The organism is Sphingomonas tagetis, from assembly GCF_024211275.1.
Taxonomy (GTDB): Bacteria; Pseudomonadota; Alphaproteobacteria; order Sphingomonadales; family Sphingomonadaceae; genus Sphingomonas; species Sphingomonas tagetis.
Genome location: NZ_JAMLDX010000002.1, coordinates 1 through 26,269 on the forward strand (window position 1 = coordinate 1; position 26,269 = coordinate 26,269).

The window sequence follows — 26,269 nt, forward strand, 5'->3', positions numbered from 1 at the left end:
AGTCAATGCAACGTCCGGCCTTGTGAGACCCGATACAGCACCACCGACCCATCGGCCGGCGAGTGCGGACAGATCCTTGAGACCCTCAAGGGACAACCGCCAAGCAACTGCAAATTACAGATCAACACCTCGAAACTCGATCAGCGCCCGCTCTACGAGCTGCCGGCGCTGACCGCGCACGAAGCGGTGCCGGGGCACCACCATCAGATCGCGCTCCAGCAGGAGCTGGAAACGAGCAAGTTCCGTCGCCACCTCGCCAGCTTCACCGCCTTCACCGAAGGCTGGGGACTCTATTCGGAATATCTCGGGATCGAGATGGGACTGTACGACACGCCCGAGAAGCAGATGGGGCGCCTCAGCTACGAAATGTGGCGCGCCTGCCGGCTGGTGGTCGATACCGGCATCCATTCGAAGGGCTGGACCAAGGAACAGGCGGTCAAGTTCATGCTCGACAACACCGCGCTGTCGGCGGCGAATATCGATGCCGAGGTCAATCGCTATATCAGCTGGCCGGGGCAAGCGCTCGGCTACAAGCTCGGCGAGCTCAAGATCCGCGAGCTGCGCAAGCACGCCGAAACCGCGCTCAGGCCGAAGTTTGACCTCAAGGGCTTTCACGACGCCGTGGTCGGCCAGGGCGCGGTCCCGCTCGACATACTCGACGTGCAGATCGAAAGCTGGATCGCGAGCGAGAAAGCCAAGGGATAGCAAACGCTTCCTTAACCCTGTGCTGGCATCACGCAGCTTCCGGATTTTGGAGCGCGACCGTGACCCGCACCGTCAAAGCCATTGCCGTCTTCCTCGCCCCGCTCGCGCTCGCCGCGTGCAGCGGTGGTGAAGAGGCGCCGCAGAACAATGTCGCCGCGCTCGACGACGAACTCGCCGGAAATGGCGCCGATCCCGCGCTGATGGGCGCGCTGCAGGACCAGATCATGGTCGATCCGCAGCTCGCGCAGCAATCGAACAAGGACGCGATCCGCCCGCCCAGCCAGCCCTATTCCGCGCCGCTCCCTGCCGAAACGGTCGCCGCCGGCAAGACCGCAATGCCCAAGGATGGCGAGCTGATGAAGGCTCCCGCCCCGACCGCCGCCAAGGCCGGCGCGTTCGCCGCTCAGGAACAGGCCGCCACGCTCGGCGGCCTCGCCGCGCGCCAGAAGAACCCACGCACTGCGTCGTGCGCGGCCAAGCTCGCCTATTCGGCAGGCTGGGCCGCGCGCATGCCCGCCGCGATCCCGCTCCACCCGCAGGCCCGCGTGGTCGAGGCGGCAGGGACGCAGGCCGATGGCTGCTCGCTGCGCGCCGTCACCTTCTCCGCCCCGCAGCCACTGCAGACGATGATCGACTGGTATTACACCCGCGCAATCAAGGGCGGCTACACCGCCGAGCATCAGCTCAAGGACGGCACGCACCTGCTCGGCGGCACGCGCAAGAGCGACGGCGCGGCGTTTCTGATCTTCCTGTCCGACCGCCCCGGCGGCGGCACCGATATCGACTTGCTCGCCGACGGCGGCAAGTAACCGGGCTCTCCCGGGGGACGGAGCTGTTGCTCCGTCCCCAACCCGAGCTCGGGCGAGGCTGGTCCCCGCGAGCGAACCGCGCTAGGGCGGCGCGATGTCCCATCTTCTTCTCGTCATGCTCGGCGGCGCGATCGGCTCCGGCGCACGGCACCTCACCGGCCGCGCCGCGCTCGCTTTGTGGGGACCCGATTTCCCCTGGGGAACGCTGATCGTGAACCTGCTCGGCGGCTTCGCGATGGGGGCGCTCGTCTCCTGGCTCGCCGCGCGCAGCGGCGGCAACGAGGCGATGCGCTATCTGCTCGGCGTCGGCGTGCTTGGCGGCTTCACCACCTTCTCGGCCTTCTCGCTCGACGCGGCGCAGCTGCTCCAGCGCGGCGACCACGGCGTCGCGCTCGCCTATATCCTCGCCTCGGTGGTCGGCTCGATCGTCGCGCTGTTCGCCGGCCTCCAGCTTTCGCGAGCCTTCGCATGACCAAGCTTGCCGAAAACGTCCGCCAGTTCACCGTCGCGCTCGACGATGACGGCATCCGGCTCGACCGCTGGTTCAAGCGGCATCTGCCCGACACCAGCTTCAACCTCGTCTCGCGCTGGGCGCGCACGGGCCAGCTCCGCGTCGATGGCGCGCGCGCCACGCCGGGCGACCGCATCCAGGCCGGCCAGATCATCCGCGTCCCGCCCGCCGAAGCGCCGGAGCCGGGCACGGCCAAGCCCAAAAAGGCGCGCCCCCAGCTCACGCCCGAGCAGATCGAATTCGCCGAATCGATGGTGATCCACCGCGACGCGCAGGCGATCGTGCTCAACAAGCCGCCCGGCCTCGCGACACAGGGCGGCACCAAGACTCACGACCATGTCGATCAGCTGCTCGACGGCCTCTATTTCGACCTCGATACGCGGCCCAAGCTCGTCCACCGGCTCGACAAGGACACGTCGGGCGCGCTCGTCCTCGCCCGCACCGCGCGCGCCGCCGCCTATTTCGCCAAGAACTTCTCGGGCCGCACCGCGCGCAAGACCTATTGGGCGATCGTCATGGGCATGCCCGACGTCGAGGACGGCTATATCGACCTGCCGCTCTGCAAGCAGCCCGGCACGGGCGGCGAGAAGATGCAGGTCGACATGAAGGACGGGCAGGTCGCCCGCACGCGCTATCGCGTGATCGACAATGCCGGCGACCGCGCCGCCTGGGTCGAGCTTCAGCCGCACACCGGCCGCACCCACCAGCTGCGCGTCCACATGGCGGCGATCGGCCACCCGATTGTCGGCGACGGCAAATACGGTCTCGCGGAAGCGTTCCTGACGGGCAGCATCAGCCGCAAGATGCACCTCCACGCCCGCCGTATCCGCATTCCCCATCCCGACGGCGACAAGCTCGACGTGACGGCGGACCTGCCGACGCATTTCGCCGAGACGCTCGCGCAGCTCGGCTTCGACATCGCGACCGGCGACAACATGCCGCCCGACGAACGCGCGCCGATGACGCGCGAACAGAAGAAGTCGCAGGCCAAGGCGCACGCCAAGACCGTCCGCAAGGAGCGCCGCGGCGAGAGGCGCGGACGCGGCGACAAGGCGGAAAAGCCGGTGAAGAAGCCCGAGAAAAAGAAGAAATGATCGGCACGCACTTCATTCCTCCCCCGGAGGGGGAGGGGGACCAGCGAAGCTGGTGGAGGGGTAGCCTCCACGAGCGAGCCGGTCGTTGTTCGGCTAACCACCCCTCCACCACCGCTTCGCGGCGGTCCCCCTCCCCCTCCGGGGGAGGAATTGGGACGAACGCATGACTCGCCTCGCCGTCTTCGACTGCGACGGCACGCTCGTCGATTCGCAGGCGAATATCTGCCGCGCGATGGAGGCGTGCTTCGTCGAGCACCGGCTCGACCCGCCCGGGCGCGACGCGATCCGGCGCATCGTGGGCTTGAGCCTCATCCCCGCCATCGCCCTGCTCGCCCCCGCGGCCGAGGCGCGGCAGCACGCGGACATGGCCGATGCCTATAAGCGCGCCTTCTGGGCGATGCGCAGCGACCGCTCGCTCGATCCCGAGCCGCTGTTCGACGGCGTCGCCGAGGCGATCGAGGCGCTGTACGATGCCGGCTGGAAGCTCGGCGTCGCCACCGGCAAGTCCGATCGCGGGCTCGGCCATATCCTCGACCATCACGGCCTGACGAGCCGTTTCGTCACGCTCCACACCGCCGACCGCCACCCGTCCAAGCCGCATCCCGCCATGCTCGAAGCCTGTATTGCCGAGGCCGGCGCGGTTCCCGAAACCACCGCGATGATCGGCGACACCAGCTTCGACATCGAGATGGCGGTCGCGGCCGGGACGCACCCGATCGGGGTTGCGTGGGGTTATCACGACGCGCATGAATTGCATGCGGCGGGCGCGCGCGATGTGGTGACCCACGCACGCGACTTGCCCGCGCTGCTGGAGGCGCTGTGACCGACGACCCTGCCCGCAACCGCTATTTCGCGATGATCGGCGTGCAGTTGCTCGCGGTGATCGGCGCGGTGTTCGGGCTGGTGCTGATGGGCCGCGCCACCGGCTGGTTCCAGACGATCCTCGGCGGCGCGATCCTGATCTCCGGCCTCTATGTCATGGCCGTGGTGCCGCGTGCGATGGCGCGCAAATGGCGCACGCCACCCCCCACGGATTGAAGCTGTCGAGTAAGTCATGAAACGCTTCTGGAAAGACGTCGCCACCGTCGCAGTGGACGGCGGCCACGACATCCATCTCGACGGTCGCCCGGTGCGCACCCCTGGCCGCGCGCCGCTGACGCTGCCCAGCCCCGCGCTCGCACAAGCGGTCGCCGAGGAATGGCGCGCGGTGGACAAGGATGTCGACCCGCGCGCGATGCCGCTCACCGGCCTCGCCAACGCCGCGATCGACCGCATCGCGGCCGATCCCGCGACCTTCGCCGCTGGACTCGCGCAATATGGCGAGAGCGACCTCCTCTGCTATCGCGCCGATCACCCGCTCGAACTGCAACTCCGGCAGCAGGCGTCGTGGGACCCGCTGCTCGATTGGGCGAAGACGCGCTATGGCGCCCCGCTGGTCACCGCGACCGGGATCATGCACCGCGCCCAGCCGCCCGCCAGCCTCACGGCGCTATCCGAGGCGGTGGCGGCGCGTTCGCCGTTCGAGCTCGCCGCGCTGTCCCCGCTCGTCACCGTCAGTGGCTCGCTGATCGCCGCACTCGCGCTGCTCGAACGCGCCGCGACGCCCGACGACATCTGGTCCGCCATCAATCTCGACGAGGACTGGCAGGTCGAGCATTGGGGCGAGGACGACCTCGCCCGCCAGGCCCGCGCCACCCGCCACGCCGATTTCGACGCTGGCGTGCGGTTGCTAGAGCTGCTGTGACGCGACCGGCGCCGCTGCCGGCAACAGCTTCGCGATGATCGCCCCCGCCGCGATCCAGCCGACGATCTCGCTGATCCACAGATAGATGAAATAGCCCCACGGCGCGTGGTTGAAGATCGGCTGGCCGATCTGGCTATAGGCGGTGATCGCCACCGCGAAGATCGCGACCAGCGTCAACCGCCGCCCAAGGCTCGCCTCGCCCGCCATCCGCAATCCGACCGCGAGCAGCAAGGTGCAGACGATACCCAGCACGAGCCCGCCGACCAGCGCGCTCATGTCAGGATTGGCGAAACCGCTCGCGTTGAACAGCACCAGCGCCACCGGTCCCTGCCCATAAGCGGCAGTGCCAGCCGCGGTGCCCGGCCACGGGATCGCATAGGCGCCGGTTCCGCCCGGCCCCAGATTCTGCGCCAGCGCCGCCTGCACCGCGACACTTTGCGCGTCGCCAGCATTGCTCAGCGCCAGCAGGCTCAGCGGCGTGCCCCAGAAGATGAACCCCACGAACCACATCGCCAGCCCGCCCAGCAGCCCGCCCAGGATCACGCGCGCCATCATCCGTCTCCCCTTGTTGCGAAGGTCAGGCTACGCCGATCGCGCGGCGATGCAATCAGCGATGCGCCGCCCGCATCAGGCGATCGTTGATCGCGATGCCGATCCCGATGTCGGGAATGGGCGCCACCGCGATCGCCGCCGCATCGGAGTCATCCGCCCGGTGCAGCGCATCGAACAGCCGCGCGGCCGCTTCGGTCAGATCGCCCTTCGCCGACAGCGTGTCGTTGCCCGCCACCGCGCCGAACCCGATCATCCATTCATCGGCGCAACGCTCGGTCGCCTCCAGCCGCACCGGCTTGGACGGCGCATAATGGCTCGCCAGCTGCCCCGGCGCCTCGACCTTGCCGTCCGCACCGCGCCCCAACCATCGCCCGATCTCGCGCTCGATCGCCTCCGCCGCGATCGGGCCGGGCCGCAGCAAGCGCGGCGAGCCGCCCAATGCGACGATGGTCGATTCGATCCCCCCGCTGGTCGCGCCGTCGTCGATGATCAGCGGGATGCGCCCACCCAGGCTCGCCGCGACATGCGCCGCCCGCGTCGGGCTGATCGACCCGCTGGCATTGGCCGAGGGCGCCGCGAGCGGCTTGCCCGCCGCCGCCAGCAACGCCTGCATCGCGCGATGCTGCGGCACGCGGATCGCCACCGTCTCCAGCCCCGCCGTCACCAGCCCGGCAATCGCCGCATCGGGCCGCAGCGGCAGCACCAATGTCAGCGGCCCCGGCCAGAATGCGTCGGCGAGCGCGCGCGCATCGCGGTCGAACAGCGCGATCTTCTCCGCGGCCTGCCGGTCGGGCACATGCACGATCAGCGGATTGAATGAAGGCCGCCCCTTGGCCGCATAGATCCCGGCCACCGCGTTCGCGTCGGTCGCGTCCGCAGCCAGCCCATAGACCGTCTCGGTCGGCACCGCGACACAGCCGCCAGCCGCGATCACCGCCGCCGCCTCGGCCATCGCCGCGTCGCCATAGGGCAAGGTTCGGGTGTCGGTTGGAGCGGTCATCGGCCCTCGCTATAACGCGCCGATATGCCCGGCAAGCGCAGACGATCGACCCCACCGCCCGAGCGGCTGTTCTACGCGCCGCCGCCGGGCTGGCTCGCGCAATGGCCGGTCGCGTTCTTCGCGGTGATCGCCATCCTGCTCGGCCGCGCTGCGCTGAGCGAAGCGCGCTACGCCGCGCCGTTCGCCGGGACATCGCTGCTGTTGGCCGCCGGCATCTATGTCAACTGGCGCCGCCGCTGGCCCTGGCTCGGCCCCGCGCTGCGCGCCCACGCCGCCGGCCTCGTCGTCAACCCCTACAGCGCTCGCCCTGCCGCGCTGCCCTGGGTCGATGTGGTCGGCATGATCGACGATCCCTCCGACCACAGCATCGTGTTCGACCCGCGCGATCCCGCCGACCGAGTCCGCCATTTGCTCGTGATGCGCCGCGGCCCCGCCGTGCCGCGCGACATCCGCACGCGCGACGGCGTCTATTTCGTCGATGTCATCGAGGATTATTGGCGAATGCCGAAAAGCTAGGCGATCTCGCGGTCGAGCAATTCGTGCGCGCTCAACCCCAGCAGCGCGATATGGTCGCGCACCTTGGGCCAATAGCTGGTGAGGAAGCGGTCGCGCTCGGCGATCTTGAGCCGCTCGACCGCGCCCGGCAGCACAAACATGCCGACCCCGCGCCGCACCTCGACATAGCCGTCGTCCTGAAAGCTCTGATAGGCCTTGGCCACAGTCAGCGGGTTCGCGCCATGCTCGGCCGCGAGCGCGCGCACCGACGGCAACTGGTCCCCCGCGCGGTATTCGCCGCGCAGAATCGCCGAGGCGATAATCGCACGCAGCTTCAGGTAAACCGGGCTGTCTTCATGCTCGAGCGCTGTCATGGTGCCTTAATACAGCATGGGGCAATGAAGTGCCAGCGCGAATGCGGTTTCGTCAGATACCGTCAGTCGGGCCGTTCCAGGTCGAGACCACCTTGTCAAACCCGGGCCGGGGCCGCTCGTCCAGCGGCCGCGACGGCGTGCCGATGAACACGAATCCGGCGATCCGCTCGGGCGCCGCGCCGAACAGGTCGCGCACCCGTTCGCTATAGGCCGCCCAGCCGGTCAGCCAGCACGCGGCATAGCCCGACGCATGCGCGGCGTGTTCCAGATTCATCGCCGCCGCGCCGACCGACAGCTCCTGCTCCCACAGCGGAATGTGACTCTCGACCTTGGGCGAGGCCAGCACCACCACCAAGGTCGGCGCCTGCCGGGCGAAAAAGTCCATCGCCTCGATCTCGAGCCGCCCCGCCTCGGGCTTGTCCGCGCGATACGCCGCGACCAGCGCCGCCGCGAGCGCGTCGCGCGCTTCGGCCGGCACCACCACGAACCGCCACGGCGCCAGCTTGCCATGATCGGGCGTGCGCGCCGCGATTTCGAGGATCTGCCGTAGCTCGCCTGCATCCGGCCCCGGCGCGATCATGTCGCGCGCCTTGGCGGAACGGCGGGTGGCGAGCAGCGAAAGCGGCGTCGAGCGGTCGTTGAAGGTCATGGCCGCGCAGTTAGGGACTTTCCGCGCCGGACAAAAGCGCCGGTCGCACAAAATCGATCGCGCTCATCCGAGGTTCAGTTTCAAGCGACACAATATTGCTTCACACGGCGGTTTTCGCCGCTAGGTTCCAACCCATCAAGGCGCAGGCCCATGGAGGCCGCGCAGTTCAAAGGGGTAGGCGCGTGGACATCATTCCCGCAATCGCACTTGGATTTCTCATTCTGTTGCTCGCCGGTGGCGGGCTGATCGCCCTCAAACCGGGCAACGAGTTCGCCGGCCATCCAAAGGGCCTGTACGTCCTCTTCTTCGCCGAAATGTGGGAGCGCTTCTCCTATTACGGCATGCGCGCGCTGCTGATCTTCTACCTGACTCAGCACTGGCTGTTCAGCGACAGCAAGTCGAACCTGATCTACGGCGCCTACACCTCGCTGGTGTACATCACCCCGGTGCTCGGCGGCTATCTCGCCGACAAGTTCCTCGGCCAGCGCAAGGCGGTGCTGTTCGGCGCGGTGCTGCTGACCTTCGGCCATGTGCTGATGGCGGTCGAGGGCGATGGCGGTCAGGCGGATGCGACGATCAACGTCTTCTGGCTCGCGCTCGCCTTCATCATCGTCGGCTCGGGCTTCCTGAAGGCCAACATCTCGGTGATCGTCGGCCAGCTCTATGGCCTCACCGACGTGCGCCGCGACGGCGCCTATACGATCTTCTATGTCGGCATCAACGTCGGCGCCGCGATCGGCACGATCCTCGCGGGCTGGCTCGGCCAGACCTATGGCTGGGCCTATGGCTTCGGCGCGGCGGGCGTCGGCATGCTGCTCGGCCTGATCGTGTTTATCCTCGGCAAGCCGCTGCTGATGGGCCAGGGCGAAGCGCCGCGCGCGCTGACCAAGGGCCTCGAATGGGGCCTCTATGCTGTCGGTCTCGCCTCAGTCGGCGTGATCTGGGCGCTGGTCCAGTATCAGGACGTCATCCAGACGCTGCTGATCGTCTCGGGCGTCGGCCTGCTCGGCTATGTGCTCTACTCGGCCTTCCGGCTCGAGCCGCATGCCCGCGACCGGCTGCTCGTCGTCCTCTTCCTGATCGCGCTCAACCCGGTCTTCTGGGGCCTGTTCGAGCAGGCGGGCGGCAGCCTTAACCTCTACACCGACCGTTTCGTCGACCGCGCCGGCGTCCCCGCCTCGCTGTTCCAGTCGATCAACCCGATTTACATCGTGCTGCTCGGCCCGGTGTTCGCGGCGCTGTGGGTGTGGCTCGGCAAGAAGGGCTGGGAACCCTCGGCGCCCGCCAAATTCGGCATCGCGCTGCTTCAGGTCGGCCTCTCGTTCCTCGTCTTCGTGTGGGGCGCGCACTCGGTCGGCATCGCGGCGATGACCCCGGTCCTCTTCGTCTTCCTGATCTACCTGCTGCAGACCACCGGCGAGCTCTGTTTGTCGCCGGTCGGCCTGTCGGCAATGAACCGCCTCGCGCCCAAGACGCTGGCCTCGCTCATCATGGGCGCGTGGTTCTACATGACCGCGGTCGGCAATTTCGTCGCGGGCAAGATCGGTGAAGCCACCGGCGGCGAAGGCGGCGAAATGACCAAGGAAGCGACGCTCGCGATCTACAACACCATCGGCTGGTGGACGATCGGCATCGGTGTCGCGGTGTGCCTGGTGTCGCCGCTGGTCAAGAAGATGATGCATCTCGACACGCTCAAGGACGACGGTCTGGCCGGCCAGCGCGAGATCGGCGAACAACAGGCCGCCGGCATCCGCCCCGACCTCGAGACCAAGCCGGGCTGAGGCTTTTAGCGCCTTCCGCAAGCGGGAGGAGCGATGCACAAAAAAGGGGCCGGTCCTTGGCGGACCGGCCCATTTTCGTATCGATCAGCGCGCGATCACCAGATCTTCACCCGCTGCTCGGGCGGCAGATACAGCTTGTCGCCCGGCTTGACGTCGAACGCCGCGTACCAGGCGTCGACATTCCGCACGATGCCGTTGACGCGATACTTGGCCGGGCTGTGCGTGTCGGTCAGCAGCCGCGAGCGTTCGGCGTCCTCGCGCACCTTGGTCTGCCAAGCCTGGGCATAGGCCAGGAAGAAGCGCTGATCGCCGGTCAGCCCGCCGATCACCGGCGCCTTGCCGTGCTTCGCCTGATAGCGCTGGTACGCGCCATAGGCCATTTCGATGCCGCCAAGGTCGCCGATATTCTCGCCCAGCGTCAGCTTGCCGTTGATCCTGGTGCCCGGAATCGGCTCATAGCCGCCGAACTGCTCGACCAGCACCGCGGTGCGCTTGCCGAACGCGGCCTTCGCTTCCGGCGTCCACCAGTTGGCGAACTTGCCGTCCGGCCCGAACTGACTGCCCTGATCGTCGAAACCATGGCCGATCTCATGCCCGATTACGGCGCCGATCGCCCCGTAATTGACCGCCGCGTCCGCCTTGGGATCGAAGAACGGCGCCTGCAGGATCGCCGCCGGGAAGGTGATCTGGTTGGTCAGCGGGCTGTAATAGGCGTTCACCGTCTGCGGCGTCATTGCCCACAGCGTGCGGTCGACCGGCTTGCCGAGCTGCGAGAGCTGGTATTTCCAGCCCCAGTCCTGCGACGCCATGATGTTGCCGAGCAGGTCGCCGCGACTGATCTTCATCGCCGAATAGTCGATCCACTTGGTGGGGTGGCCGACGCGTGGGTCGAAGGCGGCGAGCTTGGCCAGCGCCTTCTCCTTGGTCACGGCGTCCATCCACTGATTGCCCTTGAGCCGCTCGTCGAGGCTCGCGCGCAAATCGGCGATCAGCTCGCCCATCTGGGCCGAGCTCTCGGGCGGATAGTGGCGCGCGACATAGATCTGGCCGACCGACTCGCCCAGCGCGCCATTGACCAGCTGAATGCCGCGCTTCCACCGCTCGCGCTTCTGCGGGGTGCCCGCCAGCGTCTTCTGGAAGAAGTCGAACGACGCGTCGTCGAACGCCTTGGGCAGATAGGGCGCGCTCGACGAGATGAAGTGGAACGTCATCCAGTCCTGCCAGGTCGAGACCGGCACTTCCGCAAACTGCTTGCCCAGCGCCGCCAGCGCGGTGTCATTGCCCATGATCATCATCGGCATCGCTTCGAGGCCGCTGAGCTTCATCATGGTGGGCCAGTCGAACTGCGGCGCGAGCTTGGCCATGCCGGCGCGGTCCATCGGCTTGTACAGCGCGGGGATGTTGCGGTTCTGCTCGGGCGTCCAGTGGACCTTGGCCATCGCGGTCTCGAACGCCACGATCTTGTCCGCCTTGGCCGCGGCGTCGCCGATCCCGGCGAGCGTCAGCACCTTGGCGATATAGGCGCGATAGGCGGCGCGGAAGCCGTCATATTTGGCGCCTTCGAGCAGATAGTAATCGCGCGCCATACCCAGCGTGCCCTGCCCGGCGATCGCGGTATATTGGGTCGGGTTGGCGAGATCAGGGATGATCCCGATATTGACCGGGCTGGCATAGCCCTGCTCGACGAATAGCGCCTGCAGTTTGACGCGGTCGTTCGCCGCGGCGATCTTCGCCAGATAGGGCTTGAGCGGCGCAGTGCCGCGCTTCTCGATCGCCGCCTCGTCCATCCAGCTGGCATAGAGATCGCCGATCTGCTTGCCCTTGGCGCCGAACTGGCCGGGATTCTTTGCCATGTCGTCGAGGATCGCGCGCACCGCAACCTCGGCCCCGTCAGCCAGCTTGACGCTGGCGCCGGCCGAGCTGCGGTCCGGCGCGATCGGCGTGTTCTTCGCCCAGCTGCCGTTGACATAGGCCCAGAAATCGTCGCCCGGCTTCACGCCCTTGTCCTGCGCGGCGAGATCGACGCCGAACCCGCCATATTTCGGACCCGCGGTCTGCGACAGTGCGGGCACGGTGAGCGAAAGCGCCGCAGCGCCGAGCGCCAGGCGAGCCAGGACATTGATCTTCATGCGGAACCCCTATGCAGTGTATTGCCGTAGCATAACGCTGAGTCGGGGGTGGTGCAACGGCTAGGACACCCGGTTCGCCACCAGATCGTCGACCACGCCCGGGTCCGCCAGCGTCGAGGTGTCGCCCAGCGACGACACATCGCCCTCGGCGATCTTGCGCAGGATGCGGCGCATGATCTTGCCCGAGCGCGTCTTGGGCAGGCCCGGCGCGAACTGGACCGCGTCGGGAGTCGCGATAGGCCCGATTTCGGTCCGCACCCATTTGACCAGCTCGGCGCGCAACGCATCGTCCGCCGCGCAGCCGGCGTTGAGCGTGACATAGGCGTAGATGCCCTGTCCCTTCACCTCGTGCGGCATGCCGACCACCGCGGCCTCGGCGACCTTGGGGTGCAGCACCAGCGCGCTCTCGACCTCGGCGGTGCCCATGCGGTGCCCGCTGACGTTGATCACGTCATCGACGCGCCCGGTGATCCAGTAATAGCCGTCCTCGTCGCGGCGGCAGCCGTCGCCGGTGAAGTAATTGCCCGGATAGGTCGTGAAATAGGTCTGGAAGAAGCGCTCGTGATCGCCCCACACCGTCCGCATCTGGCCTGGCCAGCTGCGCGTGATAATGAGGTTGCCCTCGGTCGCGCCGTGCAGGACGTTGCCTTTCTCATCGACCAGCTGGGGATCGACGCCGGGCATCGGCCTGGTGGCCGATCCGGGCTTCAGGTCAGTCGCGCCCGGCATCGGGGCGATCATCGCGCCGCCGGTCTCGGTCTGCCACCAGGTGTCGATGATCGGGCAACGCCCCTCGCCCACCACCTCATGATACCAGCGCCACGCTTCGGGATTGATCGGTTCGCCGACCGTGCCGAGCAATTTCAGCGACTGGCGCGAGGTCTTGGTGACGAACTCGTCACCATCCTTCATCAGCGCGCGCAGCGCCGTGGGCGCGGTGAACACCGTGTGGACATTGTGCCGGTCGCAGATCTGCCAGATGCGGCTGGCGTCGGGCCAGTTGGGCAGCCCTTCATACATCAGCGTCGTCGCGCCGTTCGCAAGCGGGCCATAGACGATATAGCTGTGCCCGGTGACCCAGCCGATATCCGCCGCGCACCACCAGACATTGCCGGGGCGATAGTCGAAGCACAGCTCGTGCGTCAGGCTGGCCCAGAGGAGGTAGCCGCCGGTCGTGTGCAGCACGCCCTTGGGCTTGCCGGTCGATCCCGAGGTATAGAGGATGAACAGCGGATCCTCCGCCCCCATCGGCTCGGCCGGGCAGTCGGCGGACACGGTGGCCGCGGCCTCGTGATACCAGATGTCACGGCCTTCGCTCATCGCGACCTCGCCGCCGGTCGCCTTGACGACGATCACCGTCTGCAGCGCCGGCGCGCGCTCGGCGGCGGCATCGACATTGGCCTTCAACGGCACACGCTTGCCGCCGCGCCGGCCTTCGTCGGCGGTTACCACCACCGCGCTGTCGCAATCGGTGATGCGTCCGGCCAGCGCCTCGGGCGAGAAGCCGCCGAACACCACCGAGTGGATCGCCCCGATCCGCGCGCACGCCAGCACTGCGAACGCCGCCTCGGGAATCATCGGCAGATAGACCGTCACCCGGTCGCCGCGCTTCACGCCCTGCGCCTTAAGCACATTGGCGAAGCGGCAGACTTCCTGGTGGAGCTCGAGATAGGTGATCCGGCGCGGTTCCTCGGCGGGATCATCCGGCTCCCAGATGATCGCCACATCGCCGCCCCGGCTCGCCAGATGCCGGTCGATGCAGTTGGCCGCGACGTTGAGCTTGCCGTCGGCGAACCAGTTGATGCGGAAATCGGCCTCGTCGAACGACCAGTCGCCCGCCATCTCGGGCCGTTTGATCCAGTCGAGTCGCTTTGCCTGTTCGAGCCAGAAGCTGCCCGGATCGGCAAGCGAGCGGCCGTGCAGCCGCTCATAGCCCGCCTGATCGTACCGCGCCGTCCGCGCCCATTCGGCGGGTACGGGATAGACGTCCTGAGTCATCTGGTCTCTCCTCTTGTGGCGCGTCATATCGGTCAGCATCGGGGGCGCGCAAGTGAGCGTTCGCTTTCACCCGCAAAAGCTTTGCAACTCGCCCGTTACGTGCGCGTTTCGACCGTCACGCTTACAATTCGCGACACTATTTCATTGGACGACGCGGCGCCCGCCGCCCATTTCGAGGGGCATGATGAACCGTCCGATCACCTTGCTGGCGCTCATCGCGGTCCCGTTGGCAGGCTGCACCGTCGGCCCCGACTACCGGCCGCGCGCGGCGTCGGAGCTCGGCGTGCCGCCTGCATATTCGGTGGCGGCGCGGCAGGAAGCGCAGGAAGACCTGCGCCAGTGGTGGACCGCGTTCAACGATCCGCTGCTGACGCGGCTGGTCGAGCAGGCCGCGTCCCAGAATCTGGACCTGGCGCAGGCCGTCATCCGGCTGCGGCAGGCGCGCGAATCGCTCGTCCAGTCGCGCGCGTCGCTATTGCCGACGGTCGATGCCGGCGCCAGCGCATCGCGCACGCAGGCGATCACCGGCGGCGCGGGCGGCAGCACCAGCCTCTCGCTCGGCGCGGACGTGAACTATCAGGCAGACCTGTTCGGCGGCATCCGCCGCGGCGTGCAGGCGAGCCGCGCGCAGCTCGAAGCCTCGGGCTATGACTATGCCACCGTCCTCGTTTCGACCCAGGCCGAGATCGCGCGCAACTATATCCTCGCCCGTGCGGCACAGGCGCAACTCGCCAACGCCCGGCAGAGCCTCGCCATTCAGGACGACAATCTAGAGATCGCCGGCTTCCGCGTTCAGGCTGGGCTCGTCTCGTCGCTCGATCAGGAACAGGCCCGCGCCAGCCGCGCGCAGACCGCCGCCTCGATCCCGTCGATCGAGGCGAGCTACAACAGCGCCGTGTCGCGCCTCGGCGTGCTGACGGGGCAGGCGCCGGGCGCGCTCAAGGGCGAGATGGAAGCGGTCCGGCCGATCCCGCAAGGCCCGGCGAGCGTCGCGGTCGGCATCCCCACCGATACGCTGCGCCAGCGCCCCGATGTGCGGTCGGCCGAACGCAATCTCGCCGCCGCGGTCGCCAATATCGGCGTGGCCGAGGCACAGCTCTACCCGCAGCTCTCGCTCGGCGGCAGCATCGACAGCAATGCGGCCAATATCGGCGGTATTTTCGACCTGATCACCGGCCGCATCTTCGCCAGCCTCGCCCAGACGATCTTCGACGCCGGCCGCAACCGCTCGCAGGTCCGCTCGGCGCAGGCGGCGGCGGACGGCGCGTTGCTCGCCTACAAGCAGACCGTGCTGACCGCGCTCGAGGATGTCGAGAATGCCGTGGTCGCGCTGCAATCGGCCCAGCGCCGCGAGCGCGAGTTCATGATCGCGCTCGACGCCGCCACCAACAGCGCGATCCTCTCGCGCAGCTCCTACCGCGCCGGCCTCGCCGACTTTCTCACGCTCAACCAGAGCGAAGCCTCGCTGATCTCGGCGCGCAACGGCCTGGTCGGCGCGCGCTCGGACAAGGCGGCGGCGCTGATCCAGCTCTACCTCGCGCTCGGTGGCGGCTGGGATGCGAGCGCGACGCCGACCCCCGACACCGTCCCCACCCCCGCATCCGGATCGAACTGATGGCCGAACCCACGAACCCCAAGCTCGACGATTTCCTCGGCGGCAAGGTCGCGCCGGCCTGGCAGCGCTACGCCAAATGGATCGGGGCCGGGCTGCTCGTGCTCGTCCTGCTGCTCACCGCGTGGAAGTTCTTCGGCAGCAGCGAGGAGGCCGGCTACGCCACCCGCAAGGTCGAGAAGGGTTCGCTCACCGTCACCGTCTCGGCCACCGGCAAGCTCGCCCCGACCAATCAGGTTCAGGTCGGCTCGGAACTGTCGGGGCTGATCACCAAGGTGCTGGTCGATGTCAACGATCGAGTCACCGCCGGCCAGCCGCTCGCGCTGATCGACCCGTCGCGGCTCGACGACGAAATCGCGCAGGGCCGCGCCGCCGTCGCCGCCGCGCAGGCGACCGTCGCGCAGAATCAGGCGACCGTCACCGAGGCGCGCTCGCAGCTCAACCGCTTCGAAGAGGTCAGCCGCCTCTCCGGCGGCCGCGTCCCGGCAAAGACCGAATTGGACAACGCCCGCGCCGCCGTCGCCCGCGCCAACGCCACGCTGCGCGCCGCGCAGGCGCAGGTCACCTCGCAACAGGCGGGCCTCCGCTCCAGCATCACCCAGCGCAACAAGGCGGTGATCCGCTCCTCGGTCAACGGTGTGGTGCTCGCGCGGCAGGTCGAGCCGGGCCAGACGGTCGCGTCCTCGTTCAACACCCCGACTTTGTTCGTGATCGCCGAGGACCTCGGCTCGATGGAGCTGCAAGTCGCGATCGACGAAGCCGATGTCGGCCAGGTCAAGGACGGGCAGAAGGCCAACTTCACCGTCGACGCCTTCCCCGGCCGCACCTTCCCGGCAACGATCCAGCGAGTCGATGTCGGCTCGAACCTGTCGGCACAGAGCACGACCTCCTCGTCGTCCAGCACGTCGAGCGCCACCGGCCAGGTCGTCTCCTATGGCGCGATCCTCTCGGTCGCCAACCCGGGCCAGCAACTCCGCCCCGGCATGACCGCGACTGCCGAGATCGTCACGCTGGAGAAGAAGAACGTCCTGCTCGTCCCCAACGCCGCGCTGCGCTTCAGCCCAAGCGCGGGCGACAGCCAGCAAAAGGCCGGCGGTGTCACCGGCGCACTCGTCCCGCGCGGCGGCCGCCGCCGTGGCGGCGGCGCGGAAAAATCGGCGACGATCGGCCGTGGCGCGACCCAGACCGTCTATGTGAAGGGCGATGACGGCCAGCCGCAGCCGATCCAGGTCACTACCGGCGACACCAACGGTCAGGTCACCGAAGTCCTGGCCGGTGGCCTCAAGGAAGGCATGGAAGTCATTACCGGGCAATATGCCGGCGAATCCTCGGGTTCGAGCCAGCGCAAGTCCGGCGCGGGCGGCGGCCAGCGCCGTCAGGGCGGCGCGGGCGGAGGCCAGGGTGGCTGAGCGCGTGGCCGACCCGATCATCCGCCTGCGCGGCGTCACCAAGACCTATGGCGAGGGCGCGACGGCGTTTCAGGCATTGAAGGGCGTCGATCTCGACATCACCGGCGGCGATTTCGTCGCGGTGATGGGCCCCTCGGGGTCGGGCAAGTCGACGACGATGAACATCCTCGGCTGCCTCGACGTACCGACGGACGGCGAATTCATGTTCAAGGACGTCCATATCGAGACGCTCGACCGCGACCAGCGCGCGCTCGTCCGCCGCAAATATCTCGGCTTCGTGTTTCAGGGTTTCAACCTCTTGAGCCGCACCAGCGCGCTCGAAAATGTCGAACTGCCCCTGCTCTATCGCGGCGAGGACAAGAAGACGCGGCATGACATGGGCATGGCCGCGCTCGAAAAGGTCGGCCTCGATAAATGGTGGGACCATACCCCCGCCGAACTCTCCGGCGGCCAGCAGCAGCGCGTCGCCATCGCGCGCGCGATCGTCACCAACCCCGACGTGCTGCTCGCCGACGAGCCCACCGGCAATCTCGACAGCGAGCGCTCGGTCGAGATCATGAAGCTGCTCACCCAACTCAATCAGGAAAGCGGCATCACCGTGCTGATGGTCACGCACGAGCCCGACATGGCGGCGTTCGCGAATACGATCGTCCACTTCAAGGATGGGCTGGTCGAGCGGATCGAGACCGGCATGCGCGCGCGGGTCGACGCCTGATGCTCGGCACCACCTTTACCCTCGCGATCCGCTCGATCCTGCGCCACAAGCTGCGCTCGTTCCTGACCACGCTCGGCATCATCATCGGCGTCGCGGCGGTGGTCGCGATGGTCACGCTCGGCAAGGCGACCACCGCCGCCGTGCAGCAGCAGATCGCCAGCCTCGGCACCAACATCCTGCAAGTCCGCCCGGGGCAAGGCTTCGGCCGGGGCGGCGGCGGACCGCGTCCGCCCGATTTCGAGGAAAGCGATGTCGAGGCGGTGCGCGAGCAGGTCGCCGGCGTCACCGCGGTCGCCCCGCAGGCCCAGTCCACCGCCACCGCGATCCATGAAGGCGCCAACTGGTCGACCACGATCAACGGCACCACCAGCGCCTTCTTCACCGTCCAGCCCTGGCCGCTGACCGCCGGACGGACCTTCTCCCCGGCCGAGGAAGCCGCCGGCAAGGCGGTGTGCATCATCGGCGCGACGGTGCAGCAAAATCTGTTTCGCAACCGCCAGGCCGTCGGCGAGCGTTTCCGCATCGGCGGCGTCTCTTGCGACGTCATCGGCACGCTCTCGCGCCGCGGGCAGGCCGGCTTCGGCGGCGATCAGGACGACACCGTCATCATGCCGATCAAGGCGGTCCAGCGCCGCTTCACCGGCAACCGCGACATCCGCCTGATGCTGGTCGGCGTCGACGAGACTTATGACAGCGCACAGGTCCAGTCGTCGCTCAGCGACCTGCTGCGCGAGCGCCGCAATATCGAAGCTGGCGCCGAGGACAACTTCAACATCTTCGACACTGCGCAGATCAGCGCGACGCTGACCGGCAGCACCACCCTGCTTACCCGGATCGTCGCCGCCGTGGCGGGGATCAGCCTGATCGTCGGCGGGATCGGCATCATGAACATCATGCTGGTGTCGGTGACCGAACGCACGCGCGAGATTGGCATCCGGCTCGCCATCGGCGCCATCGCCAGCGAAGTGTTGATGCAGTTTCTGGTCGAGGCGATCGTGCTGTCACTGTTGGGCGGGGTGATGGGCCTCGTGCTGGCGCAGGTCGCCATCGCGATCATCACCCCGATCATGCAGGTGCCGTGGATGTTCGACCTTCAGATCAACATCGTCGCCTTCGCTATCTCGGCGGTGATCGGCGTGGTGTTCGGCTTCTTCCCCGCCCGCCGCGCCGCCAGCCTCAACCCGATCGACGCGCTGCGGCACGAATGATCAGGTGAACTGGAGCAGCACCAGCCCGCCCGCCAGCACCACCGCCGCGACGATCCGCCGCGCCCCGAATCCCTCGCCCAGATAGACGCTCCCGATCAGCGCCGCCCACACCACTGCCGTCTCGCGCAGCGCCGACACCTTCGCCACCTCGATCAGCGAATAGGCATAGAGCGCCGAGCCAAACGAAAGCGTCGACAACAGGCTCGCCGCCACGCCGGTGCGCCAGCCCTCGGACACCGCGCGCCGCAATTCGCGCCGCCGCAAAACCAGCGCGGTGATGACGATACCCAGCGGGTCGAGCATGAACAGCCACACGATATAGGTCAGCGGCTCGGGCGCCGCGCGCACCCCGCTCGCGTCGATCATGTTATAGACCGCAATGCCCAGCGCCGTCGCCAGCGCCCAGCCCAATGCCGCCTTGTCGGGGTGCGCGCGCAGGCTCACCCCGCGCGCGGGCAATGCGAATACCAGCACCGCCCCGGTCGCCAGCACCAGCCCCAGCCACGCCACCGCCGGCAGATGCTCGCCGAGCACCACCACCGCGAATCCCGCGGTTAGCAACGGCGCCGCGCCGCGCATCACGGGAAACACGAGGCTCAGGTCGCCCCGCTGCATCGAGCGGATCAGGCAGATCTGGTAGAAGAAATGCGCCGGCACCGAGCACGCCAGCAGCCGCCAGGTTGCGTCGTTGGGCAGCGGCAGGAAGAACGCCGCCGGCACCACCAGCAACGCCGCGCAGCCCGACAGCATCGCCCGGCCGACCAGGATATCCTCGCCCTTCTTGACCGCGACATTGGCCAAGGCCAGCGTCAGCGCCGCGAACAGCCCCAGTCCGATCGCCAGCGCCTGAACGCTCACGAACGCCTATCCATGGATCAGCGCCGCCAGCTCCTCGGGCGTATCGACATCGACCAGCTCGGCAGGCGAGGTCACGACATGATGGCCGTGCCGCACCAGTTCGCGTGCGCCCATATCGCCTTCGCTCCGCCGCAGCGTCGCGAAATGCTCGCAGCCGAACAGCACCGGCGGGCGCGGATCGACGCCGTCGCTCGACGCGACAATCGCCTCAGGTCCTTCGGCGCGGTCGAGCAGGCGGTAGATATGAGTCGCGGTCACGCGCGGCATGTCGGCCAGCGCGATCAGCACGGCCTCCGCACCGCCAGCGCACGCCGCCTCGACACCCAGCCGCAGCGACCGTCCCAGTCCCGCCGCCGGGTCGTCGTTGCGGACGATCTCATAGCCGCACGACGCCAGATCGAGCTTGGTGTCGGAGATCACCGCAACCCGCGCGCAGAACGGCACCGCCTCCAGCGCGACCACGACGTGCAAGCCCAGCGGCCGCCCGAGATAGGGCGCCATCAGCTTGTCCTCGTCCCCGAACCGCCGTGAGCGGCCCGCCGCCAGCAGCACCAGTGCAACGCGCTCAGCAGAAATCATTGGCAACCTCGATCATGCAACGCCCTCACCATCCCCGCCGCGATCGACAGCGCGATTTCCGCCGGCCCGACCGCGCCGATATCGATCCCCGCCGGCCCGTCGATCCGGTCGATCTGCTCCCCGGAGAGCCCCACCGCCGCCAACCGCTCGCGCCGTGCTTGATGGCTCCGCCGCGATCCCAGCGCCGCGACATAACCCGCCCCGCCCTTGAGCGCCGCGACCAATGCCGGATCGTCGATCTTGGCGTCATGGCTCAGCGTCACCACCGCGGTCGCGCCATCGGGCCGCCAAGCCGCCACCGCCTCGTCCGGCCAGCGATCGTCCAGCGTCACGTTCGGAAACCGCGCTTCGGTCAGGAACCGCCCGCGCGGATCGATCACGATCGTCGCGATCCCCATTTCGCGCGCCAGCCCGGCCAGCACCTGCGCGATCTGCACCGCGCCGACGATGAGCAGGCGCCGCGGCGGCTCGTAGCGGTTGATGAACGCCTCGCCCGCTGGTCGCTCCAGTCCGCTGCGCCCATTGGCCAGGTCGGTGACCACCTCCAGCGCTTCCCCCTCCGTGCGCGCTGCCGCGATCGCCTCGAACAGCGCCGGATCGAACCCGTTCGCGCCGACCGGCTGCACCATCACCTCGATCTCGCCGCCGCACGGCAGCCCGGCTTCCCACGCCGCCGCATCGGCCACGCCATAGCGCCGCCGCTGGAACCCCGCGCCCGCGATCACCTCTGCCGCGACCGCCATGATATCGGCCTCGACGCAGCCGCCCGACACCGATCCCTCGAACCGCCCATCCGCATGGATCAGCAGATGCGAGCCGCGCGGCCGCGGCGCCGAGCCCCAGGTCGATACGACCGTCGCCAGCGCCATCGGACTTCCCGCCCACTCCCTCGCCGCCGTGATGACGCTATCGTTGTCCGCCAAGGCCGCCTCATTGCTGTCACTCGAATCGGCTAGCCGATCCGCGGATTTCAGGGAGATAGGACGATGCCGCGCATGTGGCGAGCCGCGCTCGCGCTGTTTATGATCGCCGCTCCCGCCGCCGCCAAGGACGCGACCATGCCAATCGTCATTGCTCACCGCGGCGCCAGCGGCGAACGCCCCGAGCACACGCTCGCCGCCTACAACCTCGCAATCGATCAGGGCGCCGACTTCATCGAACCCGATCTGGTGATGACCAGGGACGGCCAGTTCGTCGCGCGGCACGAGAACGACATCACCGACACCACCGACATCGCCTCGCGCCCCGAGTTCAAAGACCGCAAGACCGCAAAGGTGATCGACGGCAAGAAGCACAGCGGCTGGTTCACCGAGGATTTCACCCTCGCCGAACTCAAGACGCTGCGCGCGAAGGAGCGCCTCCCGCTGCTCCGCTCGGCCAACAAGGCCTATGACGGCCAGTTCGAAATCCCGACGCTTCGCGAGATCATCGCGTTTGCCAAGGAAGCCAGCAAGAAGACCGGCCGCACCATCGGCATCTATCCCGAAACCAAGCATCCGAGCTATTTCGCCGGCATCGGCCTGCCGATGGAGGCGCTACTCGTCGCCGAGCTCAAGGCCGCCGGTTGGGACCGCGCCGATGCGCCGGTGTTCATCCAGTCGTTCGAGGTCAACAACCTCGAGGCGCTCAGGCGGCTGACGAAAGCGCCGCTGATCCAACTGCTCGACGCCGAAGGCGGTCCCGCCGACGCCGCGCACCCCAGCTACGCCGCGATGATCACGCCGGAGGGGCTGAAGGCCATCGCCGCCTATGCGACGGGGATCGGTCCGCACAAATCGCTGGTGGTCAGGAATGACGGCACCGTCACCGCGCTCGTCACGGACGCGCATGCGGTGGGCCTCAAGGTCCATCCCTGGACCTTCCGCGCCGAAAACTTCTTTCTTCCCGGCGGTCTGCGCGCCGGCATCAACCCGACGGGCCACGGACGGCTGGACGAAGAGATTTCGCGCCATATCGCCGCCGGGGTGGATGGTTTCTTCACCGATTTCCCGTACATCGGCGCGCAGGCACGCGATCGGCATAAGCGCTAAACGCCTTGGAGAGAATATCGAATGCGTAAGGGGTTGGTCATCTTGGCGGCCATGCTGCCACTGGTTTCGGGCGGTTGCATCGGCACGGCCGTAAGCGTGGTCAAGGCGCCGTTCAAGGCAGCGGGCCAGGCCGCAGACTGGGCGACCACCAGCCAGGAAGAAGCCGACCGCAATGCCGGCCGCAAGCTGCGCAAGCAGGAAGCGCGCGAAGGCCGCGAGCGCCAGGAGCATGAAAAGGCCTGCAAGAAAGACCCCGAAAATTGCGGCCCCTATCAGGGCTATCGCGCGGGCGATCCCGAAGACGATTGATCGCCGGCCCGCGCCAGCGTCTCGGCGACCGCGCGCAACACCTCGGGCGACATCTGCGCCAGCAAATGCCCGTTGCTCACCTCGACGGACCGCGCTGCGTCGCACTCGGCCTCATGGCACACCTCGCCATTGACCAGCCCGTCGCTGCGGCTCCAGATCGCGGTCGCCGGGACCGGCAGCGGCTCGGACGCCTCTTCCAGAAATGCCCGTACCAGCGGATCGTCGGCGCGCTGTCCCGACGCCAACTCGAACACGCGCCAGACATTGGTCGCGCTGGGCAGCCCTGCGAAGGGCGAGCAGACCGTGATCACCTCGCGCACCAGATCGGGCGCGCGGTGGGCCGCGACCCGCGCCATGATCCCGCCCAGACTCACGCCCACCAGCGTCACCTTCTCGCCGGTCTCGTCATGGATCGCAGCGATCCGCTCGAACAGCCGCTCGCCCTCCACCCCGATCGCGCGCGGCCCGAAATTGCGCCCCAGCTCCCACGGAAAAGCGCGATAACCCAGCGTGTTGAGATAGTGCCTCAACACCAGATTCGAATTGTCGCCATTGACCAGGCCCGGCAGCGCCAGCACCGGCCGCCCGTCGCCGCGCGGCGCGCTCATCAGCTCGCGCCAGGCGAAAGGCAGCATGCCGAGGCGCATCGCCGCGCGCGGCCACTCGCTCAACATCACGCCCCTGGGCGGGGCCTTGGCATCCACATTCAGCGCCATCGATCACCTCATAGAAGCAAATGGTGGCCAAATCAGGAAGTTCCAGCGGCAAAGAAAAAGTCACATCTGCAACTATTCTCGCACCGCCCGGCGTCATGCTATGCTGAACCATGAGCAGCGACACCCACGTCCTCGATCATCCGCCCGAAGGCGCTGCGGCCGACTGGACGATTCCGCAGAATTGGGATGCTTTCACGGCAGAAGAACATGCCGTGTGGGACACGCTCTACGCGCGCCAGATCGCCCTCCTCCCCGGCCGCGCGTCACAGGCGTGGCTGCGCGGACTCGACCTGCTCAAGCTGTCCGACGCCGGCATCCCCAATTTCACGGATCTTTCCGAACGGCTGATGAAGCTCACCGGCTGGCAGGTCGTCGCCGTGCCCGGTCTCGTCCCCGACGACGTGTTCTTCGACCATATGGCCAACCGCCGCTTCGTTGCCGGCAACTTCATCCGCCGCCCCGACCAGCTCGACTATCTGCAGGAACCCGACGTCTTCCACGACGTGTTCGGCCACGTCCCGATGCTCGCCGACCCGGTGTTCGCCGACTACATGGCCGCCTATGGCCGCGGCGGCCGCCGCGCGATGGAGCTGGGCGCGCTCAAGCACCTCTCGCGCCTCTATTGGTACACCGTCGAGTTCGGCCTGATCGAGGAGGCCGACGGGCTGCGCATCTATGGCTCGGGGATCGTCTCCAGCTTTGCCGAGAGCCGCTTCGCGCTTGAAAGCGACAGCCCCAACCGCATCGGCTTCGACCTGAAGCGCGTGATGCGCACCGAATACCGAATCGACGATTTCCAGCAGAATTACTTCGTCATCCCCAGCTTCGACGCACTGCTCCGCGCCACCGTCGAGACCGACTTCGCGCCGCTCTACGCCGATATCCTCGCCCAGCCCGACATTCCGATCGCGCGGATCGAGCCCGGCGACCGCGTCATCACCCACGGCACCCAGGCCTATGCCCGCGAGCGCGGGTGGAGCGAGGGCGCGGCCTGAGTCTGACAGATTCAGACAAGTCGATGATATAGTATATCCTGTTCATCTGCGGCTCATCTGACGAGGCGCACCCCTTGCCGCGTCCGCAACGACATGGGGTTCCCGCCATGAAACGCACCGCCAGTCTCGTCACCCTCTCGCTCCTGCTCGGTGCCGCCGCGCCGCCCGCGCCAACGCAGGTCCGCCGTCCGCCGCCCCAGGCCGACAATGATTCGCCCGTCCGCTGCCAGATGAGCGCCGGTCGCTACGACCGTAATTTCAGCCGCGGACAAACCTATGGCTTCGGCGGCAGCCGCAGCGCGCCGCTGCCGGCGGCACCCGCTTATGCGCCACCGCCCCCGCCGCCACCCCCACCGATGGCACCACCGCCGCCGGTGATGGCCGCCCCGGTCCCCGGCTCCGCCGCCGACGCCACCGTCGCCCGCGAAGCCCGCCGTCAGGCGCAGACTCAGGCCGCGAAGATGGCCCCGCAGACCGCGCCCTATGGCGCGCCGGGCAATCGTGAGCGCTACGAAGGCAAGGAGGTCGCCGCGATCCAGTCGGTCGCCACTGCGCCCGTCTCGACCTTCTCGGTCGATGTCGACACCGGCGCCTATTCCAACGTCCGCCGCTTCCTCCAAAAGGGTGCCGCCGTCCCCGCCGAAGCCGTCCGCACCGAGGAAATGGTCAACTATTTCCGCTACGACTATCCCCTCCCCGCGACCCGGCAACAGCCGTTCAGCGTCACCACCGACGTCGCCGCCACGCCGTGGAACCCGGACACGCGCCTCGTCCGCGTCGGGCTGCGCGGCTATGACGTGACCGCGCAGGGCCGCCCCGCCGCCAACCTCGTCTTCCTGATCGACGTCTCCGGCTCGATGAGCAGCGAGGGCAAACTGCCTTTGGTCAAGCAGGCGATGATGATGCTGGCCGACAAGCTGACGTCAAAGGACAAGGTCTCGATCGTCGTCTATGCCGGCGCCGCCGGCGTCGTGCTCGAACCCACCGCGAGCAAGCAGCATATCAAGGCGGCGCTCGGCTGCCTCGAAGCCGGCGGTTCGACCGCGGGCGCGCAGGGCATCCAGATGGCCTATGACATCGCCCGCGCCAATTACGTGCGGGGCGGGATCAACCGCATCTTCATCGCCACCGACGGCGACTTCAACGTCGGCGTCAGCGACAACAAACAGCTCGAAGCGCTGGTCAGGAAGAACCGCGACGACGGCATCACGCTGACCACGCTCGGCTTTGGCGAAGGTAATTACAACGAGGCGCTGATGGAGCGCATCGCTGACCTCGGCAACGGCAACTATGCCTATATCGACAGCGCGATGGAGGCGCAGAAGGTGCTCGACGACGAGCTGTCGGCCTCGCTCTTCACCATTGCCAAGGACGTCAAGGTCCAGGTCGAGTTCAACCCGGCGCAGGTCAAGGAATACCGGCTGATCGGCTACGAGAACCGCGCGCTGGCAGAGGAGGATTTCGACAATGACGCGGTCGATGCCGGCGACATCGGCGCCGGGCATCAGGTCACCGCGATCTACGAAGTCGTCCCCACCGGCGCCAAAGGCTGGCTGCCCGAGCGCCGCTATGACGGCAACAAGCCGGCCATGGCGCCGGCCAGGGGCAGCGGGCTCGCCTATGTCCGCCTGCGCTACAAGCTGCCGGGCGAGGAGACCTCCAAGCTGATCGAAAAGCCGATCGCCGCCGGCCTGCTGCGCACCGCCGGCGCTCCGTCGGGCGACATGGCCTTCGCCTGCGCCGTCGCCGCGTTCGGCCAGAAGCTGCGCGGCGACAAATATCTCGGCCGTTACAGCTATGCCGACATCCGCGGCCTCGCCGGCAACCCGCAGGGCTATTGGCGCAACGAGTTCCTGAAGCTGGCGCAGCTGGCGGCGGTGCAGGAAGTCAGGACAGCGTCGAAGGATTAGGCCGAACCTATCCCCTAACCCCACCCTGTCACCCCGGCCATGTGCCGGGGTCCACCCGGCGGCAAGCTATGCCGCAAGAGGCTCGAA

General features: G+C 67.8%; 27 protein-coding genes. 17 read left to right on the forward strand and 10 right to left on the reverse strand.

Annotation, left to right across the window (positions count from 1 at the left end):
• From M9978_RS02620 to M9978_RS02650, 7 genes are all read left to right on the forward strand, one after another.
• On the forward strand, positions 1 to 705 hold a 705-nt coding region (locus tag M9978_RS02620), incomplete at its 5' end, for a DUF885 domain-containing protein (protein ID WP_254291309.1).
• A gap of 59 nt (positions 706 to 764) precedes the next feature.
• Positions 765 to 1,514, forward strand: a complete 750-nt coding sequence (locus M9978_RS02625; RefSeq protein WP_254291310.1) for a hypothetical protein — start codon at positions 765 to 767, stop codon at positions 1,512 to 1,514.
• A gap of 94 nt (positions 1,515 to 1,608) precedes the next feature.
• The gene (gene crcB / locus M9978_RS02630) at positions 1,609 to 1,986 is read left to right on the forward strand and encodes a fluoride efflux transporter CrcB (RefSeq protein WP_254291311.1); all 378 of its coding nucleotides are present in this window, start codon (positions 1,609 to 1,611) and stop codon (positions 1,984 to 1,986) included.
• Complete coding sequence (locus tag M9978_RS02635) at positions 1,983 to 3,119, forward strand: RluA family pseudouridine synthase (RefSeq protein WP_254291312.1); 1,137 nt, start codon at positions 1,983 to 1,985, stop codon at positions 3,117 to 3,119. Before crcB ends, M9978_RS02635 begins: the two co-directional genes overlap by 4 nt.
• Before the next feature lie 163 nt (positions 3,120 to 3,282).
• The gene (locus M9978_RS02640; protein WP_254291313.1) at positions 3,283 to 3,942 is read left to right on the forward strand and encodes an HAD-IA family hydrolase; all 660 of its coding nucleotides are present in this window, start codon (positions 3,283 to 3,285) and stop codon (positions 3,940 to 3,942) included.
• A complete protein-coding gene (locus tag M9978_RS02645) occupies positions 3,939 to 4,157 on the forward strand; it encodes a hypothetical protein (protein ID WP_254291314.1) in 219 nt (72 codons plus the stop codon). The genes M9978_RS02640 and M9978_RS02645 overlap by 4 nt, the downstream gene beginning before the upstream one ends.
• Positions 4,158 to 4,173: 16 nt before the next feature.
• A complete protein-coding gene (locus tag M9978_RS02650; RefSeq protein ID WP_254291315.1) occupies positions 4,174 to 4,863 on the forward strand; it encodes an ATP12 family chaperone protein in 690 nt (229 codons plus the stop codon).
• Here M9978_RS02650 and M9978_RS02655 read toward each other — a convergent pair.
• Entirely contained in the window at positions 4,849 to 5,415 is a 567-nt protein-coding gene (locus M9978_RS02655) for a hypothetical protein (RefSeq protein ID WP_367305036.1), read from the reverse strand. The genes M9978_RS02650 and M9978_RS02655 overlap by 15 nt on opposite strands.
• A 55-nt stretch (positions 5,416 to 5,470) precedes the next feature.
• On the reverse strand, positions 5,471 to 6,415 hold the full coding sequence (locus M9978_RS02660; protein ID WP_254291317.1) for an L-threonylcarbamoyladenylate synthase: 945 nt from the start codon (positions 6,413 to 6,415) through the stop codon (positions 5,471 to 5,473).
• 24 nt (positions 6,416 to 6,439) lie between these two features.
• Here M9978_RS02660 and M9978_RS02665 point away from each other — a divergent pair, with 24 nt between their 5' ends.
• Entirely contained in the window at positions 6,440 to 6,931 is a 492-nt protein-coding gene (locus tag M9978_RS02665; protein WP_254291318.1) for a hypothetical protein, read from the forward strand.
• On the opposite strand, the gene M9978_RS02670 is transcribed toward M9978_RS02665, so the two are convergent.
• Entirely contained in the window at positions 6,928 to 7,284 is a 357-nt protein-coding gene (locus M9978_RS02670; protein ID WP_254291319.1) for a GntR family transcriptional regulator, read from the reverse strand. The genes M9978_RS02665 and M9978_RS02670 overlap by 4 nt on opposite strands.
• Positions 7,285 to 7,336: 52 nt before the next feature.
• Positions 7,337 to 7,933 carry a nitroreductase family protein gene (locus M9978_RS02675; protein ID WP_254291320.1) on the reverse strand — a complete coding sequence of 199 codons (597 nt, stop codon included), beginning with the start codon at positions 7,931 to 7,933 and terminating at the stop codon, positions 7,337 to 7,339.
• 182 nt (positions 7,934 to 8,115) lie between these two features.
• Between M9978_RS02675 and M9978_RS02680 the strand changes: the two genes are divergently transcribed.
• Positions 8,116 to 9,714, forward strand: a complete 1,599-nt coding sequence (locus tag M9978_RS02680; RefSeq protein ID WP_254291321.1) for a peptide MFS transporter — start codon at positions 8,116 to 8,118, stop codon at positions 9,712 to 9,714.
• A gap of 95 nt (positions 9,715 to 9,809) precedes the next feature.
• Here the strand turns inward: M9978_RS02680 and M9978_RS02685 are convergent, their stop codons facing one another.
• Positions 9,810 to 11,843, reverse strand: coding sequence for a M13 family metallopeptidase (locus M9978_RS02685; protein WP_254291322.1), 2,034 nt, complete (start codon positions 11,841 to 11,843; stop codon positions 9,810 to 9,812).
• A 60-nt stretch (positions 11,844 to 11,903) separates the two neighbouring features.
• Positions 11,904 to 13,841: an acetate--CoA ligase gene (gene acs, locus M9978_RS02690; protein ID WP_254291323.1), complete on the reverse strand. Its 1,938-nt coding sequence runs from the start codon at positions 13,839 to 13,841 to the stop codon at positions 11,904 to 11,906.
• Positions 13,842 to 14,022: 181 nt separating this feature from the next.
• Here acs and M9978_RS02695 point away from each other — a divergent pair, with 181 nt between their 5' ends.
• The 4 genes from M9978_RS02695 to M9978_RS02710 are packed head-to-tail and all read left to right on the forward strand — an operon-like array spanning position 14,023 to position 18,785.
• On the forward strand, positions 14,023 to 15,456 hold the full coding sequence (locus M9978_RS02695) for an efflux transporter outer membrane subunit (protein ID WP_254291324.1): 1,434 nt from the start codon (positions 14,023 to 14,025) through the stop codon (positions 15,454 to 15,456).
• Complete coding sequence (locus M9978_RS02700; protein WP_254291325.1) at positions 15,456 to 16,862, forward strand: efflux RND transporter periplasmic adaptor subunit; 1,407 nt, start codon at positions 15,456 to 15,458, stop codon at positions 16,860 to 16,862. The genes M9978_RS02695 and M9978_RS02700 overlap by 1 nt, the downstream gene beginning before the upstream one ends.
• A gap of 4 nt (positions 16,863 to 16,866) precedes the next feature.
• On the forward strand, positions 16,867 to 17,577 hold the full coding sequence (locus M9978_RS02705; protein WP_254291791.1) for an ABC transporter ATP-binding protein: 711 nt from the start codon (positions 16,867 to 16,869) through the stop codon (positions 17,575 to 17,577).
• Positions 17,577 to 18,785, forward strand: a complete 1,209-nt coding sequence (locus M9978_RS02710; protein WP_254291326.1) for an ABC transporter permease — start codon at positions 17,577 to 17,579, stop codon at positions 18,783 to 18,785. Before M9978_RS02705 ends, M9978_RS02710 begins: the two co-directional genes overlap by 1 nt.
• Here M9978_RS02710 and M9978_RS02715 read toward each other — a convergent pair whose 3' ends face one another.
• From M9978_RS02715 to M9978_RS02725, 3 genes are read right to left on the reverse strand one after another with little or no spacing between them, the layout of a single operon-like run.
• Positions 18,786 to 19,643 carry an EamA family transporter gene (locus M9978_RS02715; protein ID WP_254291327.1) on the reverse strand — a complete coding sequence of 286 codons (858 nt, stop codon included), beginning with the start codon at positions 19,641 to 19,643 and terminating at the stop codon, positions 18,786 to 18,788.
• Positions 19,644 to 19,649: 6 nt separating this feature from the next.
• Complete coding sequence (locus M9978_RS02720) at positions 19,650 to 20,222, reverse strand: nucleotidyltransferase family protein (RefSeq protein WP_254291328.1); 573 nt, start codon at positions 20,220 to 20,222, stop codon at positions 19,650 to 19,652.
• Positions 20,219 to 21,145, reverse strand: coding sequence for an XdhC family protein (locus tag M9978_RS02725; RefSeq protein ID WP_254291329.1), 927 nt, complete (start codon positions 21,143 to 21,145; stop codon positions 20,219 to 20,221). Before M9978_RS02725 ends, M9978_RS02720 begins: the two co-directional genes overlap by 4 nt.
• A 63-nt stretch (positions 21,146 to 21,208) precedes the next feature.
• On the opposite strand from M9978_RS02725, the gene M9978_RS02730 reads away from it, so the two are divergent.
• Positions 21,209 to 22,252 carry a glycerophosphodiester phosphodiesterase gene (locus M9978_RS02730; RefSeq protein ID WP_436977162.1) on the forward strand — a complete coding sequence of 348 codons (1,044 nt, stop codon included), beginning with the start codon at positions 21,209 to 21,211 and terminating at the stop codon, positions 22,250 to 22,252.
• A gap of 21 nt (positions 22,253 to 22,273) precedes the next feature.
• Complete coding sequence (locus tag M9978_RS02735; protein ID WP_254291330.1) at positions 22,274 to 22,561, forward strand: hypothetical protein; 288 nt, start codon at positions 22,274 to 22,276, stop codon at positions 22,559 to 22,561.
• Here M9978_RS02735 and M9978_RS02740 read toward each other — a convergent pair.
• The gene (locus M9978_RS02740; protein ID WP_254291331.1) at positions 22,531 to 23,277 is read right to left on the reverse strand and encodes an alpha/beta fold hydrolase; all 747 of its coding nucleotides are present in this window, start codon (positions 23,275 to 23,277) and stop codon (positions 22,531 to 22,533) included. The genes M9978_RS02735 and M9978_RS02740 overlap by 31 nt on opposite strands.
• 110 nt (positions 23,278 to 23,387) lie before the next feature.
• Between M9978_RS02740 and phhA the strand changes: the two genes are divergently transcribed.
• Together phhA and M9978_RS02750 are read left to right on the forward strand one after the other, a co-directional pair.
• Positions 23,388 to 24,272, forward strand: coding sequence for a phenylalanine 4-monooxygenase (gene phhA, locus M9978_RS02745; protein WP_254291332.1), 885 nt, complete (start codon positions 23,388 to 23,390; stop codon positions 24,270 to 24,272).
• Between the two features lie 107 nt (positions 24,273 to 24,379).
• Positions 24,380 to 26,182 carry a vWA domain-containing protein gene (locus tag M9978_RS02750; protein ID WP_302053766.1) on the forward strand — a complete coding sequence of 601 codons (1,803 nt, stop codon included), beginning with the start codon at positions 24,380 to 24,382 and terminating at the stop codon, positions 26,180 to 26,182.
• Positions 26,183 to 26,269 lie beyond the last annotated feature (87 nt).